Raw genomic sequence first — 24,257 nt, 5'->3', positions numbered from 1 at the left:
AGGGCAAGCGGGAAGACGCGAATATCCACCCTCAACCTTGCCGCGAAGCCACGGCCCCTGAGGCAAACAACTGATAGCAGCGACAAACATCAACCAAATTACGGCCGCTCGCCGGCCGCGAGACGCCGCTCGATGTCGTCGATGACAGACACCAGGTCGGCAACCGTGTCGATGATGTAGTGCGCACCCTGCGCCGTCAGCACGCCGGCCGCGCGCTCGCGAACCTTGGCAAGCGCCTCCGGAGCCATGGCGGCGATCTCCTGCGGGGTGAGCCCTGCCTCGTTGCCGCTGAGCGCGACGCCAACCGTCCAGCAACCCGCAGCAATACCTTCGTCGATGCCGACACCGGTATCGTCAACCTTGACCACCGCCTGCGCCGGCCAGACGTCGAGATCGAGGAAGCATTTATACATGTTCATCGGCGTCGGGCGGCCTTGCGGCAGGTCGCCGGCACAGACAAGGTTGTCGACCTCATAGCCCTGCTCTTTCGCAAGCGGCAAGACGCGCTCCATGATCGAGCGGGTGTAGCCCGTCGTGGAACCGATTTTCATTCCGCGCTGGCGCAGCGCTCCCACGACTTCGGCCGTACCGGGTACGAGATCGGCGAACTTGTGAACGACCTCTTCGTTCATCGGCACGAAAACCTCGTAGACCGCGTCGACATCGGCTGATGTCGGGGCCTTGCCATGACGCACAGTCCAAAGCCCGCGGATGCGCGGCTGCTTCAGCATGGCGTCGATATGATCCCACTTCGGCCGGCCCATCGGCTCCCGTGCCTCGGCAATGGTGACCTCGATGCCAAAGCGGCTGAAAGCTTCGACGAAAACGCCCATGGGCGCGAAGGACCCGAAATCGATAACCGTCCCGGCCCAATCGAAGACAACGGCTTTTAACTGGTTCACTGGTTTTACTCCCAAGACCGAGATGTTGAAGCATAGAGATCGTCGATGACCTGCTCGCCCAGAGCGAAACCGGTCGATGCGCCCGTTCCGCCCGTCACCATGACGAGGCGGATATGATCGGTGGGACTCTCCACCAGCACCGTCCGCTCCTTCGAGGAGGCGTAGGTGCCGATCCAGCGATTGGCGACGGCACGACCTGGAAGGTCGAAAACGCGGTCGAATTCGTCGAGGATCAGCCGGTCGAAGCGCTCGCTGGCAAATGGCTGCTGCGCATTGCCATAGACGTGGCTATCGCCGACGACGAGCGAGCCGTCGGCCGACTGGACGGCGATGAGATGAATGCCGGCGGCTCGGCTTTCGGCCTCTTCGAGATCAAGCCGCCTTCCAAGCGCCTCCGCCTCCGGCAGATCGGCAAAGCCTTCATAACGGGCAAGACTCATATCAGACATCACCGCAGCTCCGAACCGGCTCGGCTGGGCAGGTGCGACGCGCAGCATCTGCAGCGTGCAGATCGTGAGAGGATGTTTGGCGATGACCTCGGGGAAGAGCGTCGAGAAATCGTCGCCGGGGCAGACGACGACGGCTTCCGCCTCGATCGTGCCATGGCTGGTTTCGATCCGCGTGCCGTCGATGGCGCGAACAGCCGTACTCCAACGAAAGTCGACCTTGTGTCGCGCCTCGAGCCAGACCGCAAGCTTCGGCAGCGCCTCGGAAGATTCGACGCGCAGTTCGTGCGGGCTGTAAAGGATCGTCTCGACGCCACCGAGACGCAGGCTTGGCACCAGATCGCGCGCTTCAGCCTTCGTCATCAGGCGGCATTTTTCGCCCATCGACATCTTCAAAAACGCATCGACCACGACGGCGGCCTCCGGGCGACGCGCGGGCATGACCAAACCGCGATGAATGACGGGAATACCAGCCTCGTCGACGACTTCTGCCCAGATATCGCGGGTGCGCATGGCCCGTTCCCAATGGGCGCCCGCCTTTTGTCCGCTGATGGTGACGAAGCCGAAATTGCGGATGGATGCGCCGACCGCCTTGGCATTGCGCTCGATGACGACGACCTTCTTGCCTTGGCGCGCAGCTGCCAGTGCAACGCCGATGCCGACAATGCCCGCACCGACAACCGCAAGATCGTACCTATTCGCCATCACTTCACCCTTTCCTCGGCCAGCATCGAACCGTGGCCGTCAGTCTATAGGGCAAAGACTAGCAAAACGATATGACAGAATTATAAATTCTCATAAATTATATGATTTACCTATAATTTGGATTCATGTCGAAGGCAGCCCACCGTCGACTTCGCGCGCATGTTCCTTCGCCACATCGAAAAAGGCCTGGATGGCAGCGTGGTCGCGGCATTCCGGCAAGGTCACGAGATAATGGCCTATGGCAAGCTCCGGCTCGACCAAGGGTACCACCTCGATATGATCGTCGGGTGGCACTTCACCCTCGATGGAAATTGCCAACCCTATGCCGGCGGCCGCTGCCGCGTAGGCGACATCGAGGGTCGCCACCTCAAGCACCGGCTTCAGCCGCACGCCCTGCTTCGAGGCAGCGTCCTCGAGCAGCGTGCGGGTGCCGGACGCCTTGTTCCAGAGCACCATGTCACGCCCGTCGAGATCGGATAGCGTCAGCCGGCCTTTGGCAAGCATCGGATCGCCCTTGCGGCCATAGATCGCCACACGGGATTCATGCAGCCGCAGCGATGCAAAGCGGCTGTCGGGCGCGACCTGCGAGACGGCTGCAACATCGAGTTCGCCGCGCAGGACCGCATCGGCAAGATCGAGGGAAGGACCGCCCCGCGTCGTCAGCCGCAGGGATGGATATTCGCGGACGAAGGCCGTCAGGATCGGCATGATCAGGCGGTGCGCGCTAAAGCCGATCGAAATCGTGCCGGTGTTCAACGATGTCGTATCGGTGATCGCGCGGTCGACCTCGCCCAGGCATTTCAGCGTGATCCGGATCTTGGCGATCAGATCGACGGCCGATGGCGCGATGCTGACATTGTGACCATCACGGATGAAGACGCGGGTGCGGCAAAGCTCCTCGAACGACTGGATCTGCGTCGAAACCGAGGGCTGGCTGATGCCCAGATCCTCGGCCGCGCGCGAGAATTTTCCCGTGCGCGCCAATGCTTCGACGGCTTTCATTTGCGCAAGCGTAACAGACGGCATCCCGGACAGCCCCACCTTCAGAAATCGCACAGCTACCCGTTTCAATAAGTCGCGTATCCTGGTGACGCAACCGGCTTTCGGCCGGATGCTCTCCGAGACATGGCATCAACGCAGCACGGACCGGTTGGAAAGCCGCGACAGGCCCCAGAGCACGATCAATGTCGCCGCACCCAGGATCATCGTCAGCGTCGCCGCATCGAAGATGGCGCCGCGGTCGGAGAGCGCGAAGATATTGACTGGCAGCGTGACCCAACCCGGCGGATAGACCATGACGGTCGCTCCCAGCTCACCCATGGACATCGCAAAGCTGAGGCTGAAGGCCGCAACCAGATAAGGCATCAGCAGCGGCAGCGTGACGCGCCGCAGCCGGTAGAACGGACGCGCGCCCAGGCTTTCGGCGATTTGCTCGCATTCGATCGGCAGACGCGCAAGACCAGCCGAAACATTGCCGTAGGTGAAGGCGGAGATCAGCACGAAATGCGCGATCAACACAATCATTCGCGTGCCGTTCAAAAGCAGCGGCGGCTGGCTGAAGGCAACCAGCAGGCCCAAGCCGATGGAGACGGATGGGACGGCGCTCGGAACGAAGAAGATCAGATCGAGCGCACGCTTGCGCAATGGCTTCATCTTGCGAAGAGCCAAGGCCGCCCAGGTGCCGCTGATGAGGGCGGCAATGCTTGCGATCGCTCCGGTGATGATGCTTGCCTTGAGACTGTCGAAGGAGTCGCTGCGGAAGGCGTTGGCATAGTGAACCAATGTCAGTTTGCTGGGCAGAATGTCGTTCCATTGCCCGCTGATGCTTGCCAGTGCGATCACAGCGATCGGCAGGCCATAGACGATCGCAAACAACGGCACGACGAATGCCCAGACCAGAAGCCGGCCGGACTTAGACCATATCAGCACGATTGCCTCCGAAATGAGCGACGACAGCCCGGTAGATACTGTAGAGACCGAGCGACAGGACGACATTGACGACAGCGATGACACAGGCGGTCGTATAGTCGAATTCCTGGATCGCCTTGGCATAGATGAGCACGGGCAGCGTGATGACGCCCTTGGCGCCGATGAAGAGAACGATGCCGAACTCGTTGACGGTCAGCAGCAGACACAGGCTGCCGCCGGCGATCAGGGCCGGCATGGCCGCCGGAAGGATGACCTGCCGGACGATGCGCCAAGGCTTGGCACCAAGGCTGCTGGCAACCTCGATCTGCGCCTGGTCGATCTGTGAGAAGGTGGCGAGCAGCGGCCGCATGACGAAGGGCGTATAGACGGTCGTTTCTGCCAGGATGACGCCCCACTGCGAATAGAGAAAGTCGACCGGCGGGAGGTCCACCTGCATCAGTCGCATCAGGCCCTCATTGAGAAGGCCGGCCGAGCCATAGATGAAGGTGAAGGCGAGCGTGACGAGAAAAGTCGGCAGCGCGATGAAAGTATCGATCAAGCGCCCGCAGAACTTCGCCCCAGGAAAGGGCACGAACGCAATCACAAGTGAGAAGACGAAGCCGAGCACGAGGCACCCTGCTGTCGCTCCCAACGCGATGACGATGGTGTGCAGAAGCCCGTCATGGAATTCGCGAGACGACAGCACTTCGGCAAATGCGGAAAACGAGAGCGTGCCGGGATCGCCGAGCGACTGCCTGATAATCAGGCCCAGCGGATAGAAGAACAGGATCGCCAGAACAAGCAGCGGCGGCACGCTCCAGAGGCGATCCCACCGCGGTTTCCATTCGATCATCCCAACGGCAACATCAGCCATGACGGCCATCCTCCGGTACGAGGGTGACGTCGGTGGGATTGAAATGAACCGTCAGCATCGCGCCGGGAACGGGCGGCGTGCTCATCGGCGCCGAGGACATGCGGATTTCCTGCCCGGCAATATCGAGGGTGACATTGTGGGTATCGCCCTGCCATTGCACGCTGCGCACGACGCCAGTCAGACGATTGCTATCGCCCTGTGGTGCATCGAGGCGAAAATCATGCGGCCGGGCGCAAAGCAGGCAATCGCTTCCCGCCGTCAGCTGATGATGGTTGCGCGCGACAAGCACCTGATCTCCGAAGGTGACCTGCGCCCGCTGATCGTCGAGCGGCTGCACGCCCTTGACCTCGAGAAGGTTGGCGCGGCCGAGAAATTCCGCGGAGAAGCGGTTCGGCGGATAACGAAACAGCGACTGGGCATCGCCGAAGGCACGGAGCTTTCCATCGCGCATGATACCGATATGGTTGGCAAGCGTCAGCGCTTCCGACTGGTCGTGCGTGACATAGAGCACGGTCAGCGACGGCAGCTCGCGGTGCAGCCTTGCGAGCTCATCGACCATCGAACGGCGGATCTGTGCGTCGAGCGCCGACAGCGGCTCGTCAAGCAAAAGCACCTGCGGGCGGATGGCGATGGCGCGGGCAATCGCGACACGCTGCTGCTGGCCGCCGGAAAGCTCGCGCGGATAACGCTTCGCATAGGCCGCCATGCCGACCATGGCGAGCGCTTCCGGGACGCGAGTGCGGATGACCTCTTCCGGCGTGTGGCGCGCCCGCAGCCCGAAGGCGACGTTTTCCTCAACGCGCATGTGTGGAAAGAGGGCATAATTCTGCACCACCATGCCGATATCGCGGTCATAGGGTGCGAGATTGGTAACATCGCGGTCGCCGATCATGATGCGACCCTTCGACGGGCGAACGAAGCCGGCCGCGGCACGCAGCGCCGTCGTCTTGCCCGATCCGGACGGGCCGATCAGGGCGACGATCTCGCCCGGATTGACGGTCAGGTTCAGCGAGTCGAGAACGGTGAGGCCGTTATAGGCAACGGAGACATTCTCGAAGGCGATCCGTTTGGCTGATGCGGCCGACGTTTCCGTCGGCCGCCCGCTCTCGGATGGCTTGGTGTTCGCCATCGCCATCAGTTGCTCGCGATCGCCTTGCCGTAGGCGTCGACGTCCTGCTTGAGGTCGGCGAGCACCTTGTTCCAGTCCGGCGTCCAGATTTCGATGCCTTCCATGATGGCATGCAGCTTCTTGAAGTTTTCATCCATCGGATGGATGTCGGTGCGGACAGGCAGACCCTGCGCGACGGCGCTGACATCCTTCTGGGCCTCCTCGCTCAGAAGGAAGTCTATGAGCTTCTTGCCGTTTTCCGAATGCGGCGCAGCAGATACGAGAGCGACGTAATAGGGCAGCGAGAAGGCGGTCTTCTTGCCATCCGGGCCGGCGGGGAAGAAGATCTTGATGTTCGGATTGTCGGCCTGCTGCGCGAGGTTCATCTGCAGGTCGCCGTTGGCGACATAGAGTTCGCCCTTGTTGACGAGCGCGGTGAGCTTGCCGGTGGAAGCGGACGGGCCGAGATTGTTGACCTGCAGCTTCTTCAGGTAATCGAGGCCGGCATCCTTGCCGCCGAAGGCATGGAATGCCTGCAGCATCAGGGCGGTGCCGTCACCAGCCTGGCCGGGCGTGGAATACTGGATCTTCTGCTTGAACTTGGCGTCGAGCAGGTCCTGGTAGGTCGACGGCGCCGTCTTCAGAACCGAACTGTTGTAGATGAAGTTCGGATAGTTGTTGATCATGGCGACGTAGAAGCCCTTCGGGTCCTTGTCGCGCGCTTCGATCTTGTCGGCGGCTTTGGGGGCGTAGGCTTCCAGCAGGCCTTCGCTTGCAGCCTTCTGCACGAAGGGCGGCAGGGTGACGAGAACGTCGGCTTGCGTGTTGGACTTTTCCTTCGACAGTCGGTCAACGACGCCGCTCGAACCCGCCTCGACATACTGAACCTTGATACCGGTCGCCTTGGTGAAGGCGTCGAATTCGTTTCCATACCAGCTCGGCGTGCCGTCATGCAGGCCGTCGGCGCTGTAGATGGTGACGACATTGTCGGCGGCCATGGCCGGCAGGGCGACGGCGGCCAGCAGGCCCGCAAGCGCAAAAATGGATTTCGTTTTCATGATCTTTCCTTTGCTCAATGACTTGACCCCAGCCAGCATTCGGAGATGGGCTAACGTTAGACGGCGCGAGCAAATTCATAGTCAAAAACTATTTCATTTATATGACAATAGTTTTTGTCTATAATTTTGATAAGGGAACAGAACTTTCTTGATCAATGCAATCAAGACCGGCTTTGGATGATTTATTGATGTGAACCGGCCAATGATCATGGCACCCCGGCTCCGAGAAAATGCGGGAGCTCACGGGAACGTAAAGGCCAGTAGTACGGACGACGGCGGCCTAGCCGCCTATGGATCTTCGACAGAAATCGGTCACAGCTGCAACGAGTTTGCGCCGATCGACATCAGGCCCATCGGCCAGACAGTCATCCACCGCGCTGTGCATGGAATTGAACAGCATGACGGCCGTCAGCCGGGCATCGACAAAGGCGAACGCGCCGGCGGCATGACCTTCGATGAGGAAGGACGTCAGGCGGCTGACAAGGGGATTGGCACGCTTCATGTCCCGCTTCGTCGGCTGAAACTCGTGAAATACCAGATCGTGAAGCGCAACCTCGTCTAGATAGCCAAGCACGCAGGTCTCCATCAAAACGTCGAGTCGCCGCACCCAACTGTCAGAGGCAGACGCTCTGGCGACTGCATCGACCCTTTCGCAAAAGAGCTCGATGAAACGCGCTTGCAGGGCTTTAAGGACATCGTCCTTGGTCTGAAAATAAAGATAGAAAGTACCCTTGGCGACATCTGCGGCATCAACGATCTCCGCAACACTGGTCGCGGCAAACCCCTTCTCCAGAAACAGGCGCTGCGCGGCATCCATCAATTCCTCACGGCGAATTTCCGGGGGCTTGGTGCGCGGACGCGGACGATCTGTAACGGTCACGGGGTCTCCTCGCTGTTCATAGGCTGTCGATGACGATACCCGCCGGAGAGAGAGCGGATGCGCACAACCACCGCACCGCAAGCGAGCCCTTTTCAAAGACTTCTAACGGCATATCGAGCGGAAGACGAGCAAGACTTCGCCGAACGCCATCGACCGTCGATGCAGGGGCGACGACTGCGACCCCGAGAAGGGATTGGCAAAGCGTCTCGCGAACAAGGTCCAGCCGCTGCGCCAGCATGGGCAGCACAGCTACATCGCTTTGAAACGCGAATCCGCAAGCCGCGACCAGGAGGAGAGCAAAAGATTGTTCGCGTCTTAGCCAGGCCTCGACCATATCGAGGCTCGCGCGCACGCCGTCCGCATCAAGTGGCGTTTCCGCGACCAGTATCGCGAGCGGCCAATGCGTCTCATCACCCTCAGGCACCATCGACATATGCCCGCTCATGACAGCCCGCGCAAAGCTGCCAGGCCTCGCAACGCCCTTCCGACGTCCAGGGGTCTTCCTTGCATTGCCGAAAGGGAAGCAAGCCACATCGCGGCTTCATTGACATCATCGAACATCTGCGCAGGAATTCCGAACAGCTTTTCGGCATTCATGCGGCTCATCTCCTCAAGAGCATCCGACGGCACAACGGTCGCCATGCCGATGACGAACTGCCTGATGCGCTCGCCATTGGCCTGAAACCAGATCTTTGCATCTTTCGCGCCACCCTCCGGCCGCGTGAGCGCCTCGGCATCCGTGAAGACACGCAATGTCGAAAAGGATTCGCCGCGATCGAGCCAGGCGTTCCAGTCCGAGAAGAAGGCGAGCTGCTCATCGAGCGAGATCGCGCCGTGAGCGGCGGAAAGCACGAGTGGCCAATGGCTGAGATCGTGACGGATCATGACTGGATATACCCCGATGCGACAAGTCGGAAGCAGGCGTCGCTCTGTGGTGAAGCTCTCAACCTCTCAATACGGACGACCATTCGGATGCCCCCAAAACCTGACAATGACAGTCACATATATGACTGACCGTCGGTCATTTGTAAAGAGGGAGTAGGCTTTTGAAGCCGGCATTATGGGGCCTGCACTCCGCTCGGCCTTAAGGCCTGTTTGATCGCACCCCATGTGGATTTGTCTGACGCGGTGGAGGTTTCGGTTGCCTGGCCGGATCAACCATCTATTTGAATGCGGATTTCGCATACGGCATGCCGGCGTCGGCGTGTCCTCGAAAGGAGCAGCAGGGCATGGCGGAATGCTATATGGCGCATATAGACACACAGCAAAGGGTCGGCGGCCCATATCCTCCGCGTGTATCCCAAGACGCGTCAACACAACCCTCATATGATTGGCAGTGACTATGTTTTCGACAATTTTAAGAGTCCGATCATGCCCTTGAAAAGTTGGCTTTTGAATAGTTGTGAGTGCGGCCGGAGCGTCAGGACGGTCTTCAAACCTTGAAAGACATCCCAGACGCGCTGCTCATGGCTCAGGCACCACTTTCACTTCGGATTCTATGGTGAGACTATGTTGACAGGATCACGCCAATCTCATTGCTTGTCTGAGATAGCTCAGGCAAATGATATCGATGAATTGCGCCAGTTCTTATTCAAGTTCTGCTCCCTATACGGTCTGGCAAACGCAGTCTTTCACGTGACGCAAATCGCTGCCCTGTCGCAGCAGAACCCACTTCTCCTGCTGACCTACCCGCCGGAATGGGTAGAGACATATATCGCTCACGATTACTTTGCGATCGATCCCGTGGTTCAAGCTGGACGCAACGGATTTCTGCCCTTCGACTGGTCGACCCTCGATCTGAAGTCGCCGAAAAGCATCTCCTTTTTTCGCGAAGCTGAAGCCTTTGATGTCGGACGCTACGGCTTGACGCTGGTCGTTCGAGGACCTCACGGCGAGCGATCGCTTTTTACGGTTACCTCAAATCAGAAGAGTGGCGACTGGGAGCAATTGCGAAACAGCATAATAGGCGATCTGCAAGTGATCGCCTATTATCTGCATGAGCAGTCATTGATCGTGTCCGGCCTGCGGGAGCAAAGCATCGGACGCAAACTTTCGAAGCGGGAGACCGAGTGCCTCGAACTGCTGGCGCACGGCCTGCTTCCGAAGCAGATCACATCTATTCTTGGAATTTCCGAGAGCGCCGTGCGCCTGTATCTCAGCTCCGGCCGCCGCAAACTTCATGTCAGCACCACAAATCAGGCCATTGCGAAAGCGATCTCGCTCGAGCTCATTAAAAGCTGAACTGAATATTGCCAGGCAAAGAAGATGCAAATTGCAAGGTGGGGGTCCTGTCATCCTTGCCTCGCATCGCCTTCAGCCGCTGCTCGAGCCGCTGATCGGACTCCTCGTTTACCTCCCAAAGACCAACATAAAGGTTGCCGATCTCCGGCCGCGAGCGGGCAAGCGGCGTCGGCGACCAGCCGATCTTCCGATAAACCCCGATCATAGACGCATCATAGACGCCCATGATGTGCTCGATACCCGACTTCAAGCTCAGGCGGCAAAGACCGGATAGCAGCTCGACAGCAGCTGTTTGCGACGATGCGCGCCCGGCCTCGATCGGAGGATGCACGCAAAATCGCGTGCATTCCCAGATAGACGGGCTGCAGATATCGAGATCCTCGTTGAAAAAATGCTGGAACTCGCTCGAAAGCATGGTCTCGCTCGTTGTCGGCAACAGCCGCAGCGAGCCTGTGAGCTCATCGTCTTCTTCCTTCACGGCTAGGTAAATGGGATCGTGTTCGTCGTCAAAGCGGTCGATTTCCAAACCACCTTCGACGTTGACATCCCACCCCATTCGATCACGGAAGACGAGCGCTCGAGCGCGGAACATCTGAGTGAAATACGAGGACGCCGCGTTGCGGTCTCGTCGTGTCAGTATCTGTAGCATTAGCCTCTCCAAATTTTGCCTTAACAAAACATCTTGGAGCCAGGCTTCAATATATCGATTCCGCCAGATTGCATGGCCGCGAGTACCCTTTAGAATCGAAGGGTACGGAGCAAGGCAACGATTCAATCACTCCTGCGGCCTCTCTTGTCGGCATGCAGGGGCTTGCGGGCAATTCCGTGCGCTAAGGCCTTTCAAGCGGCCTGAAGCTACCATCTTCCGCCGCCCGACGCAGGGCCTCGCATGGCGGTTCGGCAAGACGGGATATGGAAAGCCGATCCAGCGCGGCAACGATTTCGGCGAGACCGCGAGTTTGCGCATAATGCATCGGGCCGCCGCGCCAGCGCGGGAAGCCATAACCATGGATCTTGACGAGATCGATGTCGACGGTACGCATGGCAACACCCTCGTCAAGCATCAGTGCCGCCTCGTTCACCATCGGCAGGATGATGGCATCGGCTATCGACACCTCGTCCCATATCTTCTGCGACCATCCCGAGGCCTCCTCCTCAATGACGGCGGCAACCACATCCGACGGCTGCGGTGCGCGCTCACCGGGCGGGTAATCGTACCAACCGCCGCTTGATTTCTGGCCAAAGCGCCTGATGGTGCAGAGCCGGTCGGCAACAGGGGCGAAGGGCGCTTCGCCGCGTTCGCGCGCGGCCTTGCGCTGGAAGGCTGCAATGTCGAGACCGCCGAGATCCTGCGCCTCGAATGGCCCCATCGGCAGGCCGAAGGCGCGCATGGCGGCATCGACGGCGGTAGGCGTAGCACCTGAAAGCAGAAGACGCTCCGCCTGCACACGCGTCACCTTCAGTATGCGGTTGCCGATGAAGCCGTCGCAGATCCCGGCGCGGACCGGAATTTTCCCGAGCAGGCGGGCGAGCGCAAAACCTGTCGCCAGCGTGGCCGGCGCTGTCTTATCAGTCGGCACGATCTCCAGAAGCTTCATGACATGGGCGGGGCTGAAGAAATGAAGACCCAGAAAGCGCTCCGGCTGCGCAAGCCCTTCGCTGATCTCCTCCGGATCAAGATAGGACGTGTTCGTTGCCAGCACAGCATCGGCACGGCAAACCTTAGCCAGGCGGGTGAAGACGGCGCGCTTCACGGCGAGATCCTCGAAAACCGCCTCGATGACAAGATCGGTGTCGGCGAGCAGGCCATAATCGTCCGTGCCGACGACACCGGCCATTCGCTCTGCTGAGGTCTCAGGCGAAATGCGGCCCCGTTTTACGGAGGCCTCGAAGATCTGCTTGATATTGGCGACGCCTCGCTCGACGGCGGCTCGATCGCGTTCGACCAGAACGACCGGCAGACCGGCATCCCTCAGGGCCGCGGCGATGCCGGCACCCATGGTGCCACCTCCAACGACGGCAGCAGAGCGGATGTCACGCGGCACTGCACCGGCAAGTCCCGGCGGGCGGGATGCGGCCCGTTCGGCGAAGAAGACATGACGCAAGGCCGCCGCTTGCGCGGAGCCGCGTAGCTCCAGAAACGTCTCGCGCTCGAAGGCCATTGCGGCCGAAAAATCCGCCTCGCTCGCCTTGCGGATACAAGCAAGCGCACGGCATGGAGCAACCTCCCGCCTCGCCTTGGCCGCAACGGCCTTTTCCACATTCTCCCAGAAACCATCCTCGACTGCAGGAACGGCGCGCTCTGATATCCGCTGCGGTCTCGATTTGTCGGCAATCCCCCGCGCAAACGCGATAGCAGCCGACAGGAGTTCACCTTCGACGATGGCGTCGACGAGACCGAATGCCAGCGCCTTTCGTGCATCGAGGGGATTGCCGCTTGTCACCAGATCAACGGCGGCTGCGGCACCGATCAGCCTTGGCAGGCGAACCGTGCCGCCGGCACCCGGGATGATGCCGAGCTTCACCTCCGGCAGGCCGAGACTTGCCGAGGCGACCGCAACGCGATAGGCGCAGCCGAGCGCTACTTCGAGGCCGCCGCCAAGCGCACTGCCATGGATCGCCGCCACCCAGGGCTTTCTCGCACTTTCAACGGCCGCGACAACATCGGGAAGATGCGGCGAGATCGGCGGCTTGCCGAACTCACTGACGTCAGCGCCAGCGATGAAGGTCCGGCCGGCACAGCGAAGGACGGCAGCACTCACGCTCGCATCCGCATCGATGGTGGAAACCGCATCGACCAACGCCTGGCGCAACGCCTGCGACAGTGCGTTGACGGGCGGGTTGTCGATGGTGATGACGGCGATTACGCCTTCGTGCGTGATGGTGACGGTCATGATCTTCCTCCCGATCGTTGCTTTTATAATTGACTGACCGGTCGGTTTATGCAAGAGTTTTGTCGTCGCTGCTGGAAGGGCGACGGGGAGGAAACATGTCCGAATCCGACACCATTCTGTCGGCGCTTGCCGATGGCGTCTTGAGCCTCACGCTCAATCGACCCGACAAACTCAATTCCTTCAACGAGGAAATGCATCTTGCGCTGCGTGCCGGCTTCGAGCGCGCGCATAAGGACACCGACGTGCGCGCGGTTCTCCTGACGGGAGCGGGCCGCGGCTTCTCGGCCGGCCAGGATCTTGGCGATCGCGATCCGCGCAAGGGCACGCCAGATCTCGGCCATACGATCGAGACCTTCTACAATCCGTTGCTCCGCCTCATCCGTAGCCTGGAAAAGCCTGTCATCTGCGCGGTCAACGGCGTGGCTGCCGGCGCCGGCGCCAATATCGCCTTTGCCTGCGACATTACCCTTGCCGCCCGCTCCGCCCGTTTCATCCAAGCCTTCGCGAAAATCGGCCTCGTGCCGGATTCCGGCGGCACGTGGAACCTGCCGCGGCTTGTCGGCGAAGCCCGCGCCAAGGCGCTGGCGCTGACGGCCGAACCGCTCGACGCGGAAACGGCAGCCAGCTGGGGCCTGATCTGGCGCGCCGTGGACGACGACAAGCTGATGGAAGAGGCAACGGCGCTCGCCGCAAGGCTCGCGGCCGGCCCGACCAAGGGGCTGGGCCTGACAAAGCGCGCTATTCAGGCGGCAGCGACCAACTCACTCGACGAGCAGCTCGATCTCGAGCGCGACCTGCAGCGCGAAGCCGGCCATAGCGTCGACTATGCCGAAGGCGTCACCGCCTTCCTCGAAAAGCGCAAGCCGGAGTTCAAGGGACGATGAGCCTGGTAGAAAATCTTTCGCCGCAGGCGCTCGCGGAAGCCTGCGCCAGAGCCATGTGGGATGAAGACAACGCCACCCAGCGCCTCGGCATGGAGCTGCTTGCCGTAGCACCGGGTGAGGCGACGCTTTCGATGGCAGTCACCGAGGTCATGACGAACGGTCATGGCACCTGCCACGGCGGCTATATCTTCACGCTCGCCGATTCCGCCTTCGCATTCGCCTGCAACAGCTACAACCAGCGCACGGTCGCCCAGCACTGTTCGGTGACCTACATCGCGCCGGCTTTCAAGGGTGACCGCCTGACGGCGACGGCGCGCGAGGTATCCCGTCGCGGACGAGGCGGCATCTACGATATCGCGATCACTAACCAGGAGGGCGAGCAGATCGCGGAATTCCGCGGCCACTCGCGAACGGTCAAGGGCACGCTTCTGCCGGGATAGGGTTGATACCGGCAGCGTCTAGCATTTCTGGAGGAGACATTCATGGAACACCTTTCCCCGCGGGCCGGCGAGCTTGAGACGATCGAGACAGCCTCGCGCGACGAGATTTCCGCGCTGCAGCTCGAACGCATGAGATGGTCGCTCACCCACGCCTATGAGAATTCACCCTTCTATACCAAGCGCTTCGATGAAGCCGGCGTGCACCCCTCCGATCTCAAGACCCTGGCGGATCTCGCCAAGTTTCCCTTCACCACGAAGAAGGATCTTCGCGACACCTATCCCTTCGGCATGTTCGCCGTGCCGCGCGAGAAGCTCGCCCGTATTCACGCTTCCTCCGGCACGACGGGCAAGCCGACCGTCGTCGGTTATACCGCCAAGGACATCGATACCTGGGCGACCGTCGTTGCCCGTTCGATCCGCGCCGCCGGTGGCCGTGCGGGTGATCTGGTGCATATTGCCTATGGTTACGGCTTGTTCACCGGCGGCCTCGGTGCGCATTACGGCGCGGAAAAGCTCGGCTGTACGGTCGTGCCGATCTCCGGCGGCATGACGGAACGGCAGGTCACACTGATGCAGGATTTCAAGCCACGCATCATCATGGTCACGCCTTCCTACATGCTTTCGATCCTCGACGAATTCCGCCGCCAGGGCCTCGACCCGCGCGAAAGCTCGCTCGCCGTCGGCATCTTCGGCGCCGAACCATGGACCAATGCCATGCGCGAGGAAATCGAGCATGCCTTCGACATGCATGCCGTCGACATTTACGGACTGTCCGAGGTTATGGGGCCGGGCGTCGCCAATGAGTGCGTCGAGAGCAAAGACGGGCTGCATATCTGGGAGGATCATTTCTATCCTGAGATCATCGATCCGGTTAGCGGCGAAGTTTTGCCTGACGGCGAGATCGGCGAGCTGGTCTTCACCACACTGACCAAGGAAGGCCTGCCGATCGTCCGCTATCGCACGCGCGACCTGACGCGGCTGCTGCCCGGCACCGCACGTTCCATGCGCCGCATGGAGAAGGTGACGGGCCGCTCCGACGACATGATGATCCTGCGCGGCGTCAACGTCTTTCCAACGCAGATCGAGGAGCAGATCCTGAAATGCCGCGGGCTTGCGCCGCACTTCCAGATCGAGCTGACGCGCTCCGGCCGCATGGACAACATGACCGTTCATGTGGAGTGCACGCTGGAGGCGGCGGACGAAACCGCACGCGGTGTTTCGGCAAGGGAACTTACCCATCACATCAAGAGCGTCGTCGGTGTGACGACGAAGATCACCGTGCATTCTCCGGGCGGCGTGGCGCGCTCCGAAGGCAAGGCAAAGCGCGTGATCGACAACCGCCCAAGGGAATGATTGGGAATCCAGCGGGATAGCCTGGCAAGGATTTGACTGTATATAGAAAAGACTGGCCGCACCAAGCGGCCATGATCGACAGGGAATGAGCAGAGCAGGATCACATGGCACGCACACGCGCAGTTGATTTCGAAGAAAAACAGCGTGGTATCCTGGCAAGCGCTGCGGCGGTCTTTGCCGAGGTAGGCATGGAGAAAGCCTCCATGTCGATGATCGCCTCGCACGGCAATGTCTCGAAAGCCCTGCTCTATCACTACTATCCAGGCAAGGATGCACTGATCTTCGACATCGTGCAGACGCACCTGACGGAACTTGAAAGCGCCATCGAAGCGGCAGACCGCACCGACGTAACGCCGCAGGAGCGGTTGCGTCTGCTCGTAAAAGCCGTGTTGAAGAACTACGAAGGTGCCGACAACGAGCACAAGGTGCAGCTCAACGGCACACATGCCTTATCGCCGGAGCAGCTATCGGAACTGCGGACGATCGAGCGGCGCATCGTCAAGCACTTCTCTGCCATCATCGAAGACCTCAATCCAGACCTCAACAAGAACAGGCCATTGCTGATGCCGGTCACCATGTCGCTCTTCGGCATGATGAACTGGGTCTACATGTGGTTCCGCCCCAACGGGCCGATCACCCGCGACGAATATGCCGATATTGCCACCACGCTCATCCTCGAAGGTGTCAAGGCCGTCCGCTGATGCCGCACGTCAGCCGCCGAGCTTCATCCGTTCGAGAATAAGAGGATCATATTCCGGCGCACGGATGCGGCGGCGATCCGGTTCCGGCGCGGTCAGCGGCTCGACGGCGACCAGCTTTTCCTTCGCTTCCAGCGCCAGGCGCTGGTAGATGGCAGTGCCCTGGCGCTTCCAGGCAATCTCTTCTTGCGTCAATGCGCGCACGACGCGCGCCGGCGAACCAACGGCGAGGCTGTTGGCCGGGATTTCGGCGCCGGCCTTGACGAAGGCTAGGGCGGCGACGATGGCATTCTCGCCGATAACGGCTTCGTCCATGATGACGGCGTTCATGCCGACCATGGCATTGGCGCCGATCCGGCAGCCATGCAGCACCGCGCCATGGCCGATATGCCCTGCCTCCCCGATAACGACCTCGAGATTCGGGAAACTATGCACGACGCAGGTCTCCTGCACATTCGAGCCGCGCTCCAGCACAATGCGGCCGAAATCGCCTCGCAGCACGGCGCCCGGCCCGACATAGCAAGCCGGCCCGATGATGACATCGCCGATGACGGTTGCGGCCGGATGCACGAAGGCCGCGGGATCGATGACCGGGATCACACCGTCATAGGAATAGATCTGCGGCATCTAATCGGCTCCCAAACCTTCGACATCGCGACCGGTTTCGGCCACCGCATCAAGCCGCTGCGCGAATTCGCGACGCAATGTCCGGCGAAGCTGGGCGGCCTTGTGCCGCCGGATGTCGGCTGCCGTCACCGGAACCAGCTCGGGCACGCGAACCGGGCGGCCGGCCTCATCCACCGCGACCATGGTAAAATAACAGGAATTGGTGTGGCGGCGCTGGCCGGAACGGATGTTTTCCGCCTCGACCCGGATGCCGACTTCCATGGACGTGCGCCCGGTATCGTTGATCGAGGCGCGGAAGGTGACGAGCTCGCCGACATTGATCGGCTCCTTGAACAGCACCTGGTCGACCGACAGCGTCACCGCATATTGCTTGGAATAGCGCGAAGCACAGGAGAAGGCGACGCGATCAAGCAGATTCAGAAGAGCGCCGCCGTGCACCTTGCCGCTGAAATTCGCCATGTCGGGCGTCATCAGCACGGTCATTTCCAGGCGATGCGGGTCTTGCTCGATCGTCGTCATGCGCTCACTCTCTCGTTTTCGCCACCATCGTCAGAACATCATACTGCGCGACGACGGCATCCAGCTGGTTCGTTACCTTGCAATCCCAGCGCACCTCGCCATGCTCGGCATTGATGCGGGGATTGATCTCCTTGCAGGTCAATTGCACCTCAAGCGTATCACCCGGATTAACCGGTGTCAGGAAGCGCAGATTGTCCACACCGTAATTTGCAAGAACCGGGCCTGGAGCCGGATCGACGAAGAGACCGGCCGCGAACGAGACGATAAGATAGCCGTGCGCAACGCGGCCCTCGAAGAACGGGTTAGCCTTGGCAGCCTCTTCGTCCATATGGGCATAGAACGTATCGCCGGTGAAGCTCGCAAAATGCTCGATATCGTCCAGTGTAACAGTGCGGGTGGCGGTGATGAGCTGGTCGCCAATCCTCAGCTCGGCGAGCGATTTGCGGAAGGGATGCTCGCTGTCGGTACGGGCATCCGCGCCGTCCATCCAGCGACCCGTCATTGCTGAGAGAAGGCGTGGAGTGCCCTGCACGGCGGTGCGCTGCATATAGTGCTTCACGCCTCGAATGCCGCCCAGCTCCTCGCCGCCGCCGGCACGGCCAGGACCGCCATGAACCAAGCCTGGCAGAGGCGAGCCATGGCCGGTGGAGCTCTTGGCGCTGGCGCGGTTGCCGATCATCACGCGGCCATGGAACGGCGCAAGACCGAGAACGACCTCCTCGGCGAATTGCGAATCGTTAGTGAAGACGGAGGCCACGAGGCTGCCCTTGCCGCGACGTGCCAGATCGACCGCTTCTTCCGCCGTATCGTAGGGCATGACCGTGCTGACCGGGCCAAAGGCCTCGACATCGTGAACTGCGCGTGCCGATCCGGGCTTGTCGCAATAAAGCAGAACCGGATTGAGAAAGGCGCCGGCGCTCGCATCGCCGGACATGATGCTCGGATTATCGGGATCGCCGCCGACGATCTCGGCGTCCGCAGAGAGATCGCGGATGCGCGCGCGCACTTCCTCGCGCTGATCAAGGCTTGCGAGCGGCCCCATCCGAACAGTCTCATCAGACGGATTGCCGATTGCCGTCTTGCCGAGGCGATCCTTCAAGGCGCCGATCAGCGCTTCGCTGTAGGCTCGGGGCGCGATGACGCGGCGGATGGCCGTGCATTTCTGGCCGGCTTTGACGGTCATCTCGCGGGCGACTTCCTTGACGAAGAGGTCGAATTCCTCCGTGCCGGGCGCAGCATCGAGGCCGAGAACGGCTGCATTGAGGCTGTCGGCCTCCATGGTGAAGCGCACGGAGTTTTCGATGATCGCCTTGTGTGTCTTCAGACGCTGGCCAGTTGCGGCAGAGCCGGTGAACGTCACAACATCCTGACCTTCGACATGATCGAGGAGATCGCCGACCGAGCCGCAGACGAGCTGCAGCGCCCCCTCCGGCAAGAGGCCGGTTTCAATGATACGGCGGACCATGAGTTCGGTGAGATAAGCCGTCTGGCTCGCCGGCTTGACGATGGCGGGAACGCCGGCCAGCAAGGTCGGCGCGACCTTTTCTAGCATGCCCCAGCAAGGAAAGTTAAAAGCGTTGATATGAACGGCGACGCCCTGCAGCGGGCTCAATATATGTTGCGCGGAAAAGCTCTGATCCTTCGACAACTGCTCCACATCGCCATCGAGCAGTACGCGCGCGTTCGGCAGCTCGCGCCGTCCCTTGGAGGCATAGGACAGCAAGGTTCCGATGCCACCTTCGATATCGACCCAGCTATCGGCGCGCGTGGCGCCGGTCGCCGTCGACAGCGCGTAGAATTCTTCCTTCCTCTCGAGCAGCGCCTGGCCAAGCGCCTTCAGCATCGCGGCGCGCTCATGGAAGGACATGCTTCTCAGCGCCGGGCCACCCTTGTCGCGGCCATGCGCCAGTGTCTGCTTGAAATCGATGCCGGAGGAATCGATTGATGCGACGGGTGCGCCGGTCGACGCATCGAGCAGCGACACGCCCTCCTTGGCACCGGCGACCCACGCGCCGCCGACATAGCTTTCAAGCCGACGCGGCTGGTTTGCCATGATGTTCATCCGAATTTCCTTCCTTCATCTTTTCCAGCAATCCCGAACGGAAAACCGTCAAGCACTTTTCCTCGGCTGCTTAAATCAATCCAAGCGCAGACAGCTGCGCGTCGACATCGGCCTGCCATTCGGCAAGCAGGGTTTCGTTGGGCGCATGGCGCAGGCCGAAGCGCGACAATGTCTCGAAGCGGGCGGAGCCGGCATGGCCGAAACTTACGGCAACGCGGGGATACCAATAGGCGACCGAAACACGCGCCTTCGCCCGCCCCTCGTTCTCGGCGACGATGTGGGCAAGGCCCGCGACGCCCAGTTCCGCGTGCCGCTTTTCACGCGGCAGGATGGCTCGGAAGACTTCGGCGAGCGGCTGGTAGGAGACACGCGCGAGCTCCTTCAGCTGCACGACGCTGGCAGCGCCCATCAGCACGTTCATGACGACGGCATCCACCCAGCCTTCAAGCGGATAATGGAAGACGGCAAGCCGCATGTCGCCGCCCTGCCTGACGGCGCCGATATCGGCCTCGCGGGAGAGCCGTACGGCCCAGGGATGATGGACGGCATGGCGGCCGCCATCGACCCCGAAGGTCTCCATGATCTTCAGCACCTGGCCGGCATGGTCGGTCTTTTCCAGCACGATCCGCGCTGCGGAAATGCGCTCCTGAATGCCGGGCGCATCGTTGATGATATCGGCAAAACCGGCGGAACCGGCCAGTTCGCTATCGACGAAGCTCGCCATCAGCCGCAGCAATTCGCCGCGATAGCGCGGAGGTACGTTATCCGGCGAGGACAGCACACCGCCCTCCTGCAGATATTGCTCGATCGGCATCGTCTCGGACATGTCGTTCCTCCCTTCGATGCGGCCCGGCCTATTGGTCGTAACTGACGACGATGCGGTCTGTGAGCGGGTAGCACTGACAGGTCAGCACATAGCCCTGGCGCACCTCGTAATCCTCGAGCGCATGGTTGACCTCCATCTCGACCTCGCCTTCAAGAACCTTGGCCCGACACGTGGAGCACACGCCGGCCTTGCAGGCGTAGGGCACATCCATCGCGTTTTCGAGCGCGGCATCGAGCAGGCACTGGCCCTGCTTGGGAAATTTGAAGACGCGCGTTGCGCCATCAAGCGTGACGGTCGCCTCGCAGCTCGTTCCATGATCGGCTGCGGCCGCGCTCTCCACCTTGCGGCGGGCACGGCCAGGCTGCGACGAGGCGAAGAGTTCGAACTTGATCTGGTCATCGCGCATGCCGTGCTCGCGCAAAGCCGCAGCGATCGCCAGCATCATTGGCTCGGGACCGCAGATGAAAGCTGTCGCGACCGACGTCAGGTCGATCCAGCTCTTGAAGAGCGCCTTGCATTTTTCCGCATCGATCCGACCGGTGAAAAGGTCGATCTCCTGCGCCTCGCTTTCAAGCACGTGCAGCACCGACAAGCGGCCGAGATAGAGGTTCTTCAGATCGTCAAGCTCTTCGCGGAACATGATCGAGCTGATCTGCCTGTTGGCGTAGACGAGCGTAAAGACCGAGCGCGGTTCGCGCGCCAACACGGTCTTGATGATCGACAAGACCGGCGTGATCCCGCTGCCGCCGGCAAAACCGAGATAGTGTCTGGCCATATCAGGCTCGATCGCCGTGAAAAAGGCGCCCATCGGCGGCATGGCTTCCAGCGTGTCGCCTGCCTTCAGGTTTTCGTTGATCCAGGTCGAGAAACAGCCGCCATCGACGCGCTTAATGCCAACCTTCAAGACGCCTTCATCCTTGCCGGCACAGATCGAATAGGAGCGGCGCAGTTCCTCGTCATCGAACTGGCGGCGAAAGGTCAGGTACTGGCCCTGCGTGAAATCGAAAGCGGCCCGATCCTCTTCGGATGGTGCAAGCGTGACGACAACAGCATCGCGCGTCTCGCGGCGAACATCGGTGACGGTCAGGGGATGGAAACGTGCCATGGATGTGGGCCTCGTTGGGTCAAATGCACTTGAAGTAATCGAAGGGCTCCAGACAGTCGGTACAGCGATAGCTCGCCTTGCAGGGCGTCGAACCGAACTGACTGATCTTTTCCGTAGCTGCCGATCCGCAGCGCGGACAGGCAATGGTGAGATTGGAACGGCCGGTAAGCCGATCGATGCGTTTCACCAAAACGCCGTCTGCAGCCGTGCCATCGATCGGCGGCGCGATACCGTAAGCGCGCAGCTTTTCGCGTCCCTCGTCGCTGATCCAGTCCGTCGTCCAGGCGGGTGACAGCCGGCGCTCGAGACGCACCCGGTCGAGACCTTTTTCGGCCAGCGCGCGCTCGATATCGAGGTTGATCACCGTCGTGGCGGGACAGCCCGAATAGGTCGGCGTCACTGTGACGACAAGCGTATCCTCCTGCCAGCCGACATCGCGGATGATGCCGAGATCGGTCAGCGAGATCACCGGTATCTCCGGGTCCGGCACTTCGGACAGCCAGTGCCAGACGTCGTCGACCGAAGGATGGAGCGCGGTCGTCATCTCCGCCTCCTACCAGGTCGCGCCCGGATAGGCGCGCTGCAGGAATTGCAGTTCGGCCAGCATGTAGCCGAGATGCTCTGTATGAACGCCGCGCCGGCCTCCCTTCTGCATGTAGCCATCCGTGGGTCGCTTCAGCGTCGCTTCCACGAGCGCGTCGGAAACGATCTCATCCCAGCCGGCTTTCAGGCTTTGCGGTTCCGGGATCACGCCGGCCTGCACCAGCGCCGCATCGGACACATCGCCGACGAACATTTCGCCCGTAAAGGCCCAGAGTTCGTCGAGCGCCTCCTGCATGCGGCGATGGCTTTCGGCCGTACCGTCGCCGAGGCGGATGATCAGGTCGCGGCTGCGATCGAGATGATAGGAGACTTCCTTGAAGGCCTTTTCCGCGATCTCGGCGACCCGCCGGTCGGTCGAGTTCTTCAATGCCTTCAGCGTCAGATAATGCCAGGCGTCAAAGAGAAATTGCCGCATCAGCGTCTTGCCGAAATCGCCGTTGGGGCGCTCGACGAGCAGGATGTTGCGGAACTCGAAACCGTCTCGCAGATAGGCGAGATCATCCGCCGAGCGACCCTTTCCTTCCACCTCACCCGCCAGACCGAGCCAGAGCTGTGTCTGGCCGATGAGGTCAAGCGCCGTGTTGGCAAGCGCGATATCCTCTTCCAGTGCCGGCCCACGGCCGCACCATTCGGAGACACGATGGCCGAGGACCAGCGTGTTGTCGCCAATGCGAACCAGGAATTCGAAGAGAGCGGCCTGATCGACCGCCGGCTCAAGGGTCGCGGCCGCCATCACATGTGCCCCACTTCATCCGGAATGTCGAAGAAGGTCGGGTGACGATAGACCTTTGAATTGGACGGGTCGAAGAGCGGACCTTTTTCGGAAGGCGCGCTGGCGGTGATCTCGGAAGACCGCACCACCCAGATGCTGACGCCTTCGTTGCGGCGCGTGTAGACGTCGCGCGCATTATTGATCGCCATTTCGGCATCGGGCGCATGCAGGCTGCCGACATGGCGATGGTTGAGACCGTGCTGCCCACGGATGAAGACTTCCCAAAGCGGCCATTCGCTGGACATGTTTCTCACTCCCTGACTATTCCGGCCGTCTTATTCGGCGGCGATCTTTGCGGCGGCGCGGCGCTCGGCCGCCTTCTCGGCATGTGCCGTCAGGCCGTCGCGGAACCAGGCGCCATCGGCCCAGGCCTGCTTGCGGGCATTCAGCCGCTCCGCATTGCAGGGGCCGTTGCCGGCGATCACATTGAAGAATTCTTCCCAGTCCGGCTCGCCGAAATCATAGCCGCCCTTTTCCTCGTTCCACTTCAGGTCGGGATCGGGGACGGTCAGGCCGAGATACTCGGCCTGGGGCACGGTCTGGTCGACGAATTTCTGGCGCAGCTCGTCATTGGAGTTCTGCTTGATCTTCCAGGCCATCGACTGAGCCGAATGCACGGAGGCGTCGTCAGACGGACCGAACATCATTAGCGACGGCCACCACCAGCGGTTCAGCGCGTCCTGCACCATGGCCTTCTGCGCTGGCGTGCCCTTCACCATCTTCATCAGGACATCGAAACCCTGGCGCTGATGGAAGCTTTCCTCCTTGCAGATACGGACCATGGCCCGCGAATAGGGGCCGTAGGAACAGCGCTGCAACGGAACCTGGTTCATGATGGCCGCACCATCGACCAGCCAGCCGATCGCGCCGATATCAGCCCAGGTCAGCGTCGGATAGTTGAAGATCGAGGAGTACTTGGCCTTGCCGGAATGCAGCTGCTCGTACATCTCGTCACGGCTGATGCCGAGCGTCTCGGCGGCGCAGTAGAGATAGAGGCCGTGACCGGCTTCGTCCTGCACCTTGGCCAGCAGGATCGCCTTGCGCTCCAGGGTCGGGGCGCGGGTGATCCAGTTACCCTCCGGAAGCTGGCCGACGATTTCGGAATGGGCGTGCTGGCTGATCTGGCGGATCAGCGTCTTGCGATAGCCTTCCGGCATCCACTCTTTCGGCTCGATCTTCTGGCCGGCATCGACGCGCTCCTGAAAGGCGCGCTCCTCAGGGTCCATCTCGTCGAGGGAACGGATGCGCGCGCCGTCGGTTTTCACCATCTGTGCATACATTGATCTTTCCTCCGTCTTCGCGCGTCCGACGCGCTCGAGAATGATCTCAGGCCTGCAGTTGTCTTGAAGCGC

The 24,257-nt window shown here is 61.1% G+C and carries 26 protein-coding genes; 5 read left to right on the top strand and 21 right to left on the bottom strand.

The features are described from left to right. Positions 1–98: 98 nt before the first annotated feature. From phnX to AC13Q5_RS19825, 10 genes are all read right to left on the bottom strand, one after another. Positions 99–902, bottom strand: a complete 804-nt coding sequence (gene phnX / locus AC13Q5_RS19870; protein WP_488502881.1) for a phosphonoacetaldehyde hydrolase — start codon at positions 900–902, stop codon at positions 99–101. A gap of 5 nt (positions 903–907) precedes the next feature. Next, complete coding sequence (locus AC13Q5_RS19865; RefSeq protein ID WP_488502880.1) at positions 908–2,053, bottom strand: TIGR03364 family FAD-dependent oxidoreductase; 1,146 nt, start codon at positions 2,051–2,053, stop codon at positions 908–910. 123 nt (positions 2,054–2,176) lie between these two features. Beyond that, on the bottom strand, positions 2,177–3,079 hold the full coding sequence (locus tag AC13Q5_RS19860) for a LysR family transcriptional regulator (RefSeq protein WP_457879372.1): 903 nt from the start codon (positions 3,077–3,079) through the stop codon (positions 2,177–2,179). A 105-nt stretch (positions 3,080–3,184) separates the two neighbouring features. Further along, a complete protein-coding gene (locus AC13Q5_RS19855; protein ID WP_488502879.1) occupies positions 3,185–3,982 on the bottom strand; it encodes an ABC transporter permease subunit in 798 nt (265 codons plus the stop codon). Further along, positions 3,966–4,835, bottom strand: coding sequence for a 2-aminoethylphosphonate ABC transporter permease subunit (locus tag AC13Q5_RS19850; protein ID WP_488502878.1), 870 nt, complete (start codon positions 4,833–4,835; stop codon positions 3,966–3,968). Before AC13Q5_RS19850 ends, AC13Q5_RS19855 begins: the two co-directional genes overlap by 17 nt. Further along, positions 4,828–5,970, bottom strand: coding sequence for an ABC transporter ATP-binding protein (locus AC13Q5_RS19845; protein ID WP_488502877.1), 1,143 nt, complete (start codon positions 5,968–5,970; stop codon positions 4,828–4,830). Before AC13Q5_RS19845 ends, AC13Q5_RS19850 begins: the two co-directional genes overlap by 8 nt. Beyond that, positions 5,970–7,001: a 2-aminoethylphosphonate ABC transporter substrate-binding protein gene (locus AC13Q5_RS19840; RefSeq protein ID WP_488502876.1), complete on the bottom strand. Its 1,032-nt coding sequence runs from the start codon at positions 6,999–7,001 to the stop codon at positions 5,970–5,972. Before AC13Q5_RS19840 ends, AC13Q5_RS19845 begins: the two co-directional genes overlap by 1 nt. Positions 7,002–7,281: 280 nt before the next feature. Continuing rightward, positions 7,282–7,881, bottom strand: coding sequence for a TetR/AcrR family transcriptional regulator (locus AC13Q5_RS19835; protein ID WP_488502875.1), 600 nt, complete (start codon positions 7,879–7,881; stop codon positions 7,282–7,284). A gap of 16 nt (positions 7,882–7,897) precedes the next feature. Next, the gene (locus AC13Q5_RS19830) at positions 7,898–8,326 is read right to left on the bottom strand and encodes a hypothetical protein (RefSeq protein ID WP_488502874.1); all 429 of its coding nucleotides are present in this window, start codon (positions 8,324–8,326) and stop codon (positions 7,898–7,900) included. Next, a complete protein-coding gene (locus AC13Q5_RS19825; RefSeq protein ID WP_075852917.1) occupies positions 8,323–8,766 on the bottom strand; it encodes a hypothetical protein in 444 nt (147 codons plus the stop codon). The genes AC13Q5_RS19830 and AC13Q5_RS19825 overlap by 4 nt, the downstream gene beginning before the upstream one ends. 624 nt (positions 8,767–9,390) lie before the next feature. On the opposite strand from AC13Q5_RS19825, the gene AC13Q5_RS19820 reads away from it, so the two are divergent. After that, complete coding sequence (locus AC13Q5_RS19820) at positions 9,391–10,122, top strand: helix-turn-helix transcriptional regulator (RefSeq protein WP_075852916.1); 732 nt, start codon at positions 9,391–9,393, stop codon at positions 10,120–10,122. On the opposite strand, the gene AC13Q5_RS19815 is transcribed toward AC13Q5_RS19820, so the two are convergent. Next, positions 10,112–10,771, bottom strand: coding sequence for an acyl-homoserine-lactone synthase (locus AC13Q5_RS19815; RefSeq protein WP_075852915.1), 660 nt, complete (start codon positions 10,769–10,771; stop codon positions 10,112–10,114). The genes AC13Q5_RS19820 and AC13Q5_RS19815 overlap by 11 nt on opposite strands. 181 nt (positions 10,772–10,952) lie before the next feature. Beyond that, the gene (locus tag AC13Q5_RS19810; RefSeq protein ID WP_488502873.1) at positions 10,953–13,016 is read right to left on the bottom strand and encodes a 3-hydroxyacyl-CoA dehydrogenase NAD-binding domain-containing protein; all 2,064 of its coding nucleotides are present in this window, start codon (positions 13,014–13,016) and stop codon (positions 10,953–10,955) included. A gap of 95 nt (positions 13,017–13,111) precedes the next feature. Between AC13Q5_RS19810 and paaG the strand changes: the two genes are divergently transcribed. The 4 genes from paaG (at position 13,112) to AC13Q5_RS19790 (ending at position 16,394) form a co-directional block, all read left to right on the top strand. Beyond that, complete coding sequence (paaG, locus tag AC13Q5_RS19805) at positions 13,112–13,900, top strand: 2-(1,2-epoxy-1,2-dihydrophenyl)acetyl-CoA isomerase PaaG (protein ID WP_488502872.1); 789 nt, start codon at positions 13,112–13,114, stop codon at positions 13,898–13,900. Continuing rightward, a complete protein-coding gene (gene paaI / locus AC13Q5_RS19800; protein ID WP_075852912.1) occupies positions 13,897–14,340 on the top strand; it encodes a hydroxyphenylacetyl-CoA thioesterase PaaI in 444 nt (147 codons plus the stop codon). The genes paaG and paaI overlap by 4 nt, the downstream gene beginning before the upstream one ends. A gap of 42 nt (positions 14,341–14,382) precedes the next feature. After that, a complete protein-coding gene (paaK, locus tag AC13Q5_RS19795; RefSeq protein WP_488502871.1) occupies positions 14,383–15,693 on the top strand; it encodes a phenylacetate--CoA ligase PaaK in 1,311 nt (436 codons plus the stop codon). 104 nt (positions 15,694–15,797) lie between these two features. After that, complete coding sequence (locus AC13Q5_RS19790; RefSeq protein ID WP_075852910.1) at positions 15,798–16,394, top strand: TetR/AcrR family transcriptional regulator; 597 nt, start codon at positions 15,798–15,800, stop codon at positions 16,392–16,394. Positions 16,395–16,403: 9 nt separating this feature from the next. Here the strand turns inward: AC13Q5_RS19790 and AC13Q5_RS19785 are convergent, their stop codons facing one another. From AC13Q5_RS19785 to paaA, 9 genes are all read right to left on the bottom strand, one after another. Further along, positions 16,404–17,018 (bottom strand): phenylacetic acid degradation protein PaaY, encoded by a 615-nt coding sequence (locus tag AC13Q5_RS19785; protein ID WP_488502870.1) that lies wholly within the window; start codon positions 17,016–17,018, stop codon positions 16,404–16,406. Beyond that, positions 17,019–17,537, bottom strand: coding sequence for an acyl-CoA thioesterase (locus AC13Q5_RS19780; RefSeq protein ID WP_075852908.1), 519 nt, complete (start codon positions 17,535–17,537; stop codon positions 17,019–17,021). A gap of 4 nt (positions 17,538–17,541) precedes the next feature. Next, entirely contained in the window at positions 17,542–19,599 is a 2,058-nt protein-coding gene (gene paaZ, locus AC13Q5_RS19775) for a phenylacetic acid degradation bifunctional protein PaaZ (protein ID WP_488502869.1), read from the bottom strand. A gap of 70 nt (positions 19,600–19,669) precedes the next feature. Further along, positions 19,670–20,425 (bottom strand): Phenylacetic acid catabolic protein, encoded by a 756-nt coding sequence (locus tag AC13Q5_RS19770; protein ID WP_488502868.1) that lies wholly within the window; start codon positions 20,423–20,425, stop codon positions 19,670–19,672. Positions 20,426–20,453: 28 nt separating this feature from the next. Next, positions 20,454–21,530, bottom strand: coding sequence for a 1,2-phenylacetyl-CoA epoxidase subunit PaaE (paaE, locus tag AC13Q5_RS19765; RefSeq protein ID WP_488502867.1), 1,077 nt, complete (start codon positions 21,528–21,530; stop codon positions 20,454–20,456). Between the two features lie 19 nt (positions 21,531–21,549). Continuing rightward, the gene (paaD, locus tag AC13Q5_RS19760; protein WP_488502866.1) at positions 21,550–22,074 is read right to left on the bottom strand and encodes a 1,2-phenylacetyl-CoA epoxidase subunit PaaD; all 525 of its coding nucleotides are present in this window, start codon (positions 22,072–22,074) and stop codon (positions 21,550–21,552) included. A gap of 9 nt (positions 22,075–22,083) precedes the next feature. Beyond that, positions 22,084–22,866, bottom strand: coding sequence for a 1,2-phenylacetyl-CoA epoxidase subunit PaaC (gene paaC, locus AC13Q5_RS19755; RefSeq protein ID WP_488502865.1), 783 nt, complete (start codon positions 22,864–22,866; stop codon positions 22,084–22,086). Further along, a complete protein-coding gene (gene paaB, locus AC13Q5_RS19750; protein WP_069061017.1) occupies positions 22,866–23,150 on the bottom strand; it encodes a 1,2-phenylacetyl-CoA epoxidase subunit PaaB in 285 nt (94 codons plus the stop codon). The genes paaC and paaB overlap by 1 nt, the downstream gene beginning before the upstream one ends. Before the next feature lie 30 nt (positions 23,151–23,180). Then, positions 23,181–24,185 (bottom strand): 1,2-phenylacetyl-CoA epoxidase subunit PaaA, encoded by a 1,005-nt coding sequence (gene paaA / locus AC13Q5_RS19745; RefSeq protein WP_488502864.1) that lies wholly within the window; start codon positions 24,183–24,185, stop codon positions 23,181–23,183. Between the last annotated feature and the right edge of the window lie 72 nt (positions 24,186–24,257).

It is taken from the genome of Martinezella sp. CNPSo 3964 (assembly GCF_057784375.1).
This window is presented reverse-complemented; position numbering and strand designations above follow the sequence as displayed.

What these genes read in the sequence shown, in the direction of transcription:
- AC13Q5_RS19865 (WP_488502880.1), bottom strand. Translation starts at nt 2,053, where the DNA reads ATGGCGAATAGGTACGATCTTGCGGTTGTCGGTGCGGGCATTGTCGGC.
- AC13Q5_RS19860 (WP_457879372.1), bottom strand. Translation starts at nt 3,079, where the DNA reads ATGCCGTCTGTTACGCTTGCGCAAATGAAAGCCGTCGAAGCATTGGCG.
- AC13Q5_RS19850 (WP_488502878.1), bottom strand. Translation starts at nt 4,835, where the DNA reads ATGGCTGATGTTGCCGTTGGGATGATCGAATGGAAACCGCGGTGGGAT.
- AC13Q5_RS19845 (WP_488502877.1), bottom strand. Translation starts at nt 5,970, where the DNA reads ATGGCGATGGCGAACACCAAGCCATCCGAGAGCGGGCGGCCGACGGAA.
- AC13Q5_RS19840 (WP_488502876.1), bottom strand. Translation starts at nt 7,001, where the DNA reads ATGAAAACGAAATCCATTTTTGCGCTTGCGGGCCTGCTGGCCGCCGTC.
- AC13Q5_RS19830 (WP_488502874.1), bottom strand. Translation starts at nt 8,326, where the DNA reads ATGAGCGGGCATATGTCGATGGTGCCTGAGGGTGATGAGACGCATTGG.
- AC13Q5_RS19825 (WP_075852917.1), bottom strand. Translation starts at nt 8,766, where the DNA reads ATGATCCGTCACGATCTCAGCCATTGGCCACTCGTGCTTTCCGCCGCT.
- AC13Q5_RS19820 (WP_075852916.1), top strand. Translation starts at nt 9,391, where the DNA reads ATGTTGACAGGATCACGCCAATCTCATTGCTTGTCTGAGATAGCTCAG.
- AC13Q5_RS19815 (WP_075852915.1), bottom strand. Translation starts at nt 10,771, where the DNA reads ATGCTACAGATACTGACACGACGAGACCGCAACGCGGCGTCCTCGTAT.
- AC13Q5_RS19810 (WP_488502873.1), bottom strand. Translation starts at nt 13,016, where the DNA reads ATGACCGTCACCATCACGCACGAAGGCGTAATCGCCGTCATCACCATC.
- paaG (WP_488502872.1), top strand. Translation starts at nt 13,112, where the DNA reads ATGTCCGAATCCGACACCATTCTGTCGGCGCTTGCCGATGGCGTCTTG.
- paaI (WP_075852912.1), top strand. Translation starts at nt 13,897, where the DNA reads ATGAGCCTGGTAGAAAATCTTTCGCCGCAGGCGCTCGCGGAAGCCTGC.
- paaK (WP_488502871.1), top strand. Translation starts at nt 14,383, where the DNA reads ATGGAACACCTTTCCCCGCGGGCCGGCGAGCTTGAGACGATCGAGACA.
- AC13Q5_RS19790 (WP_075852910.1), top strand. Translation starts at nt 15,798, where the DNA reads ATGGCACGCACACGCGCAGTTGATTTCGAAGAAAAACAGCGTGGTATC.
- AC13Q5_RS19785 (WP_488502870.1), bottom strand. Translation starts at nt 17,018, where the DNA reads ATGCCGCAGATCTATTCCTATGACGGTGTGATCCCGGTCATCGATCCC.
- AC13Q5_RS19780 (WP_075852908.1), bottom strand. Translation starts at nt 17,537, where the DNA reads ATGACGACGATCGAGCAAGACCCGCATCGCCTGGAAATGACCGTGCTG.
- paaZ (WP_488502869.1), bottom strand. Translation starts at nt 19,599, where the DNA reads ATGAACATCATGGCAAACCAGCCGCGTCGGCTTGAAAGCTATGTCGGC.
- AC13Q5_RS19770 (WP_488502868.1), bottom strand. Translation starts at nt 20,425, where the DNA reads ATGTCCGAGACGATGCCGATCGAGCAATATCTGCAGGAGGGCGGTGTG.
- paaE (WP_488502867.1), bottom strand. Translation starts at nt 21,530, where the DNA reads ATGGCACGTTTCCATCCCCTGACCGTCACCGATGTTCGCCGCGAGACG.
- paaD (WP_488502866.1), bottom strand. Translation starts at nt 22,074, where the DNA reads ATGACGACCGCGCTCCATCCTTCGGTCGACGACGTCTGGCACTGGCTG.
- paaC (WP_488502865.1), bottom strand. Translation starts at nt 22,866, where the DNA reads ATGGCGGCCGCGACCCTTGAGCCGGCGGTCGATCAGGCCGCTCTCTTC.
- paaB (WP_069061017.1), bottom strand. Translation starts at nt 23,150, where the DNA reads ATGTCCAGCGAATGGCCGCTTTGGGAAGTCTTCATCCGTGGGCAGCAC.
- paaA (WP_488502864.1), bottom strand. Translation starts at nt 24,185, where the DNA reads ATGTATGCACAGATGGTGAAAACCGACGGCGCGCGCATCCGTTCCCTC.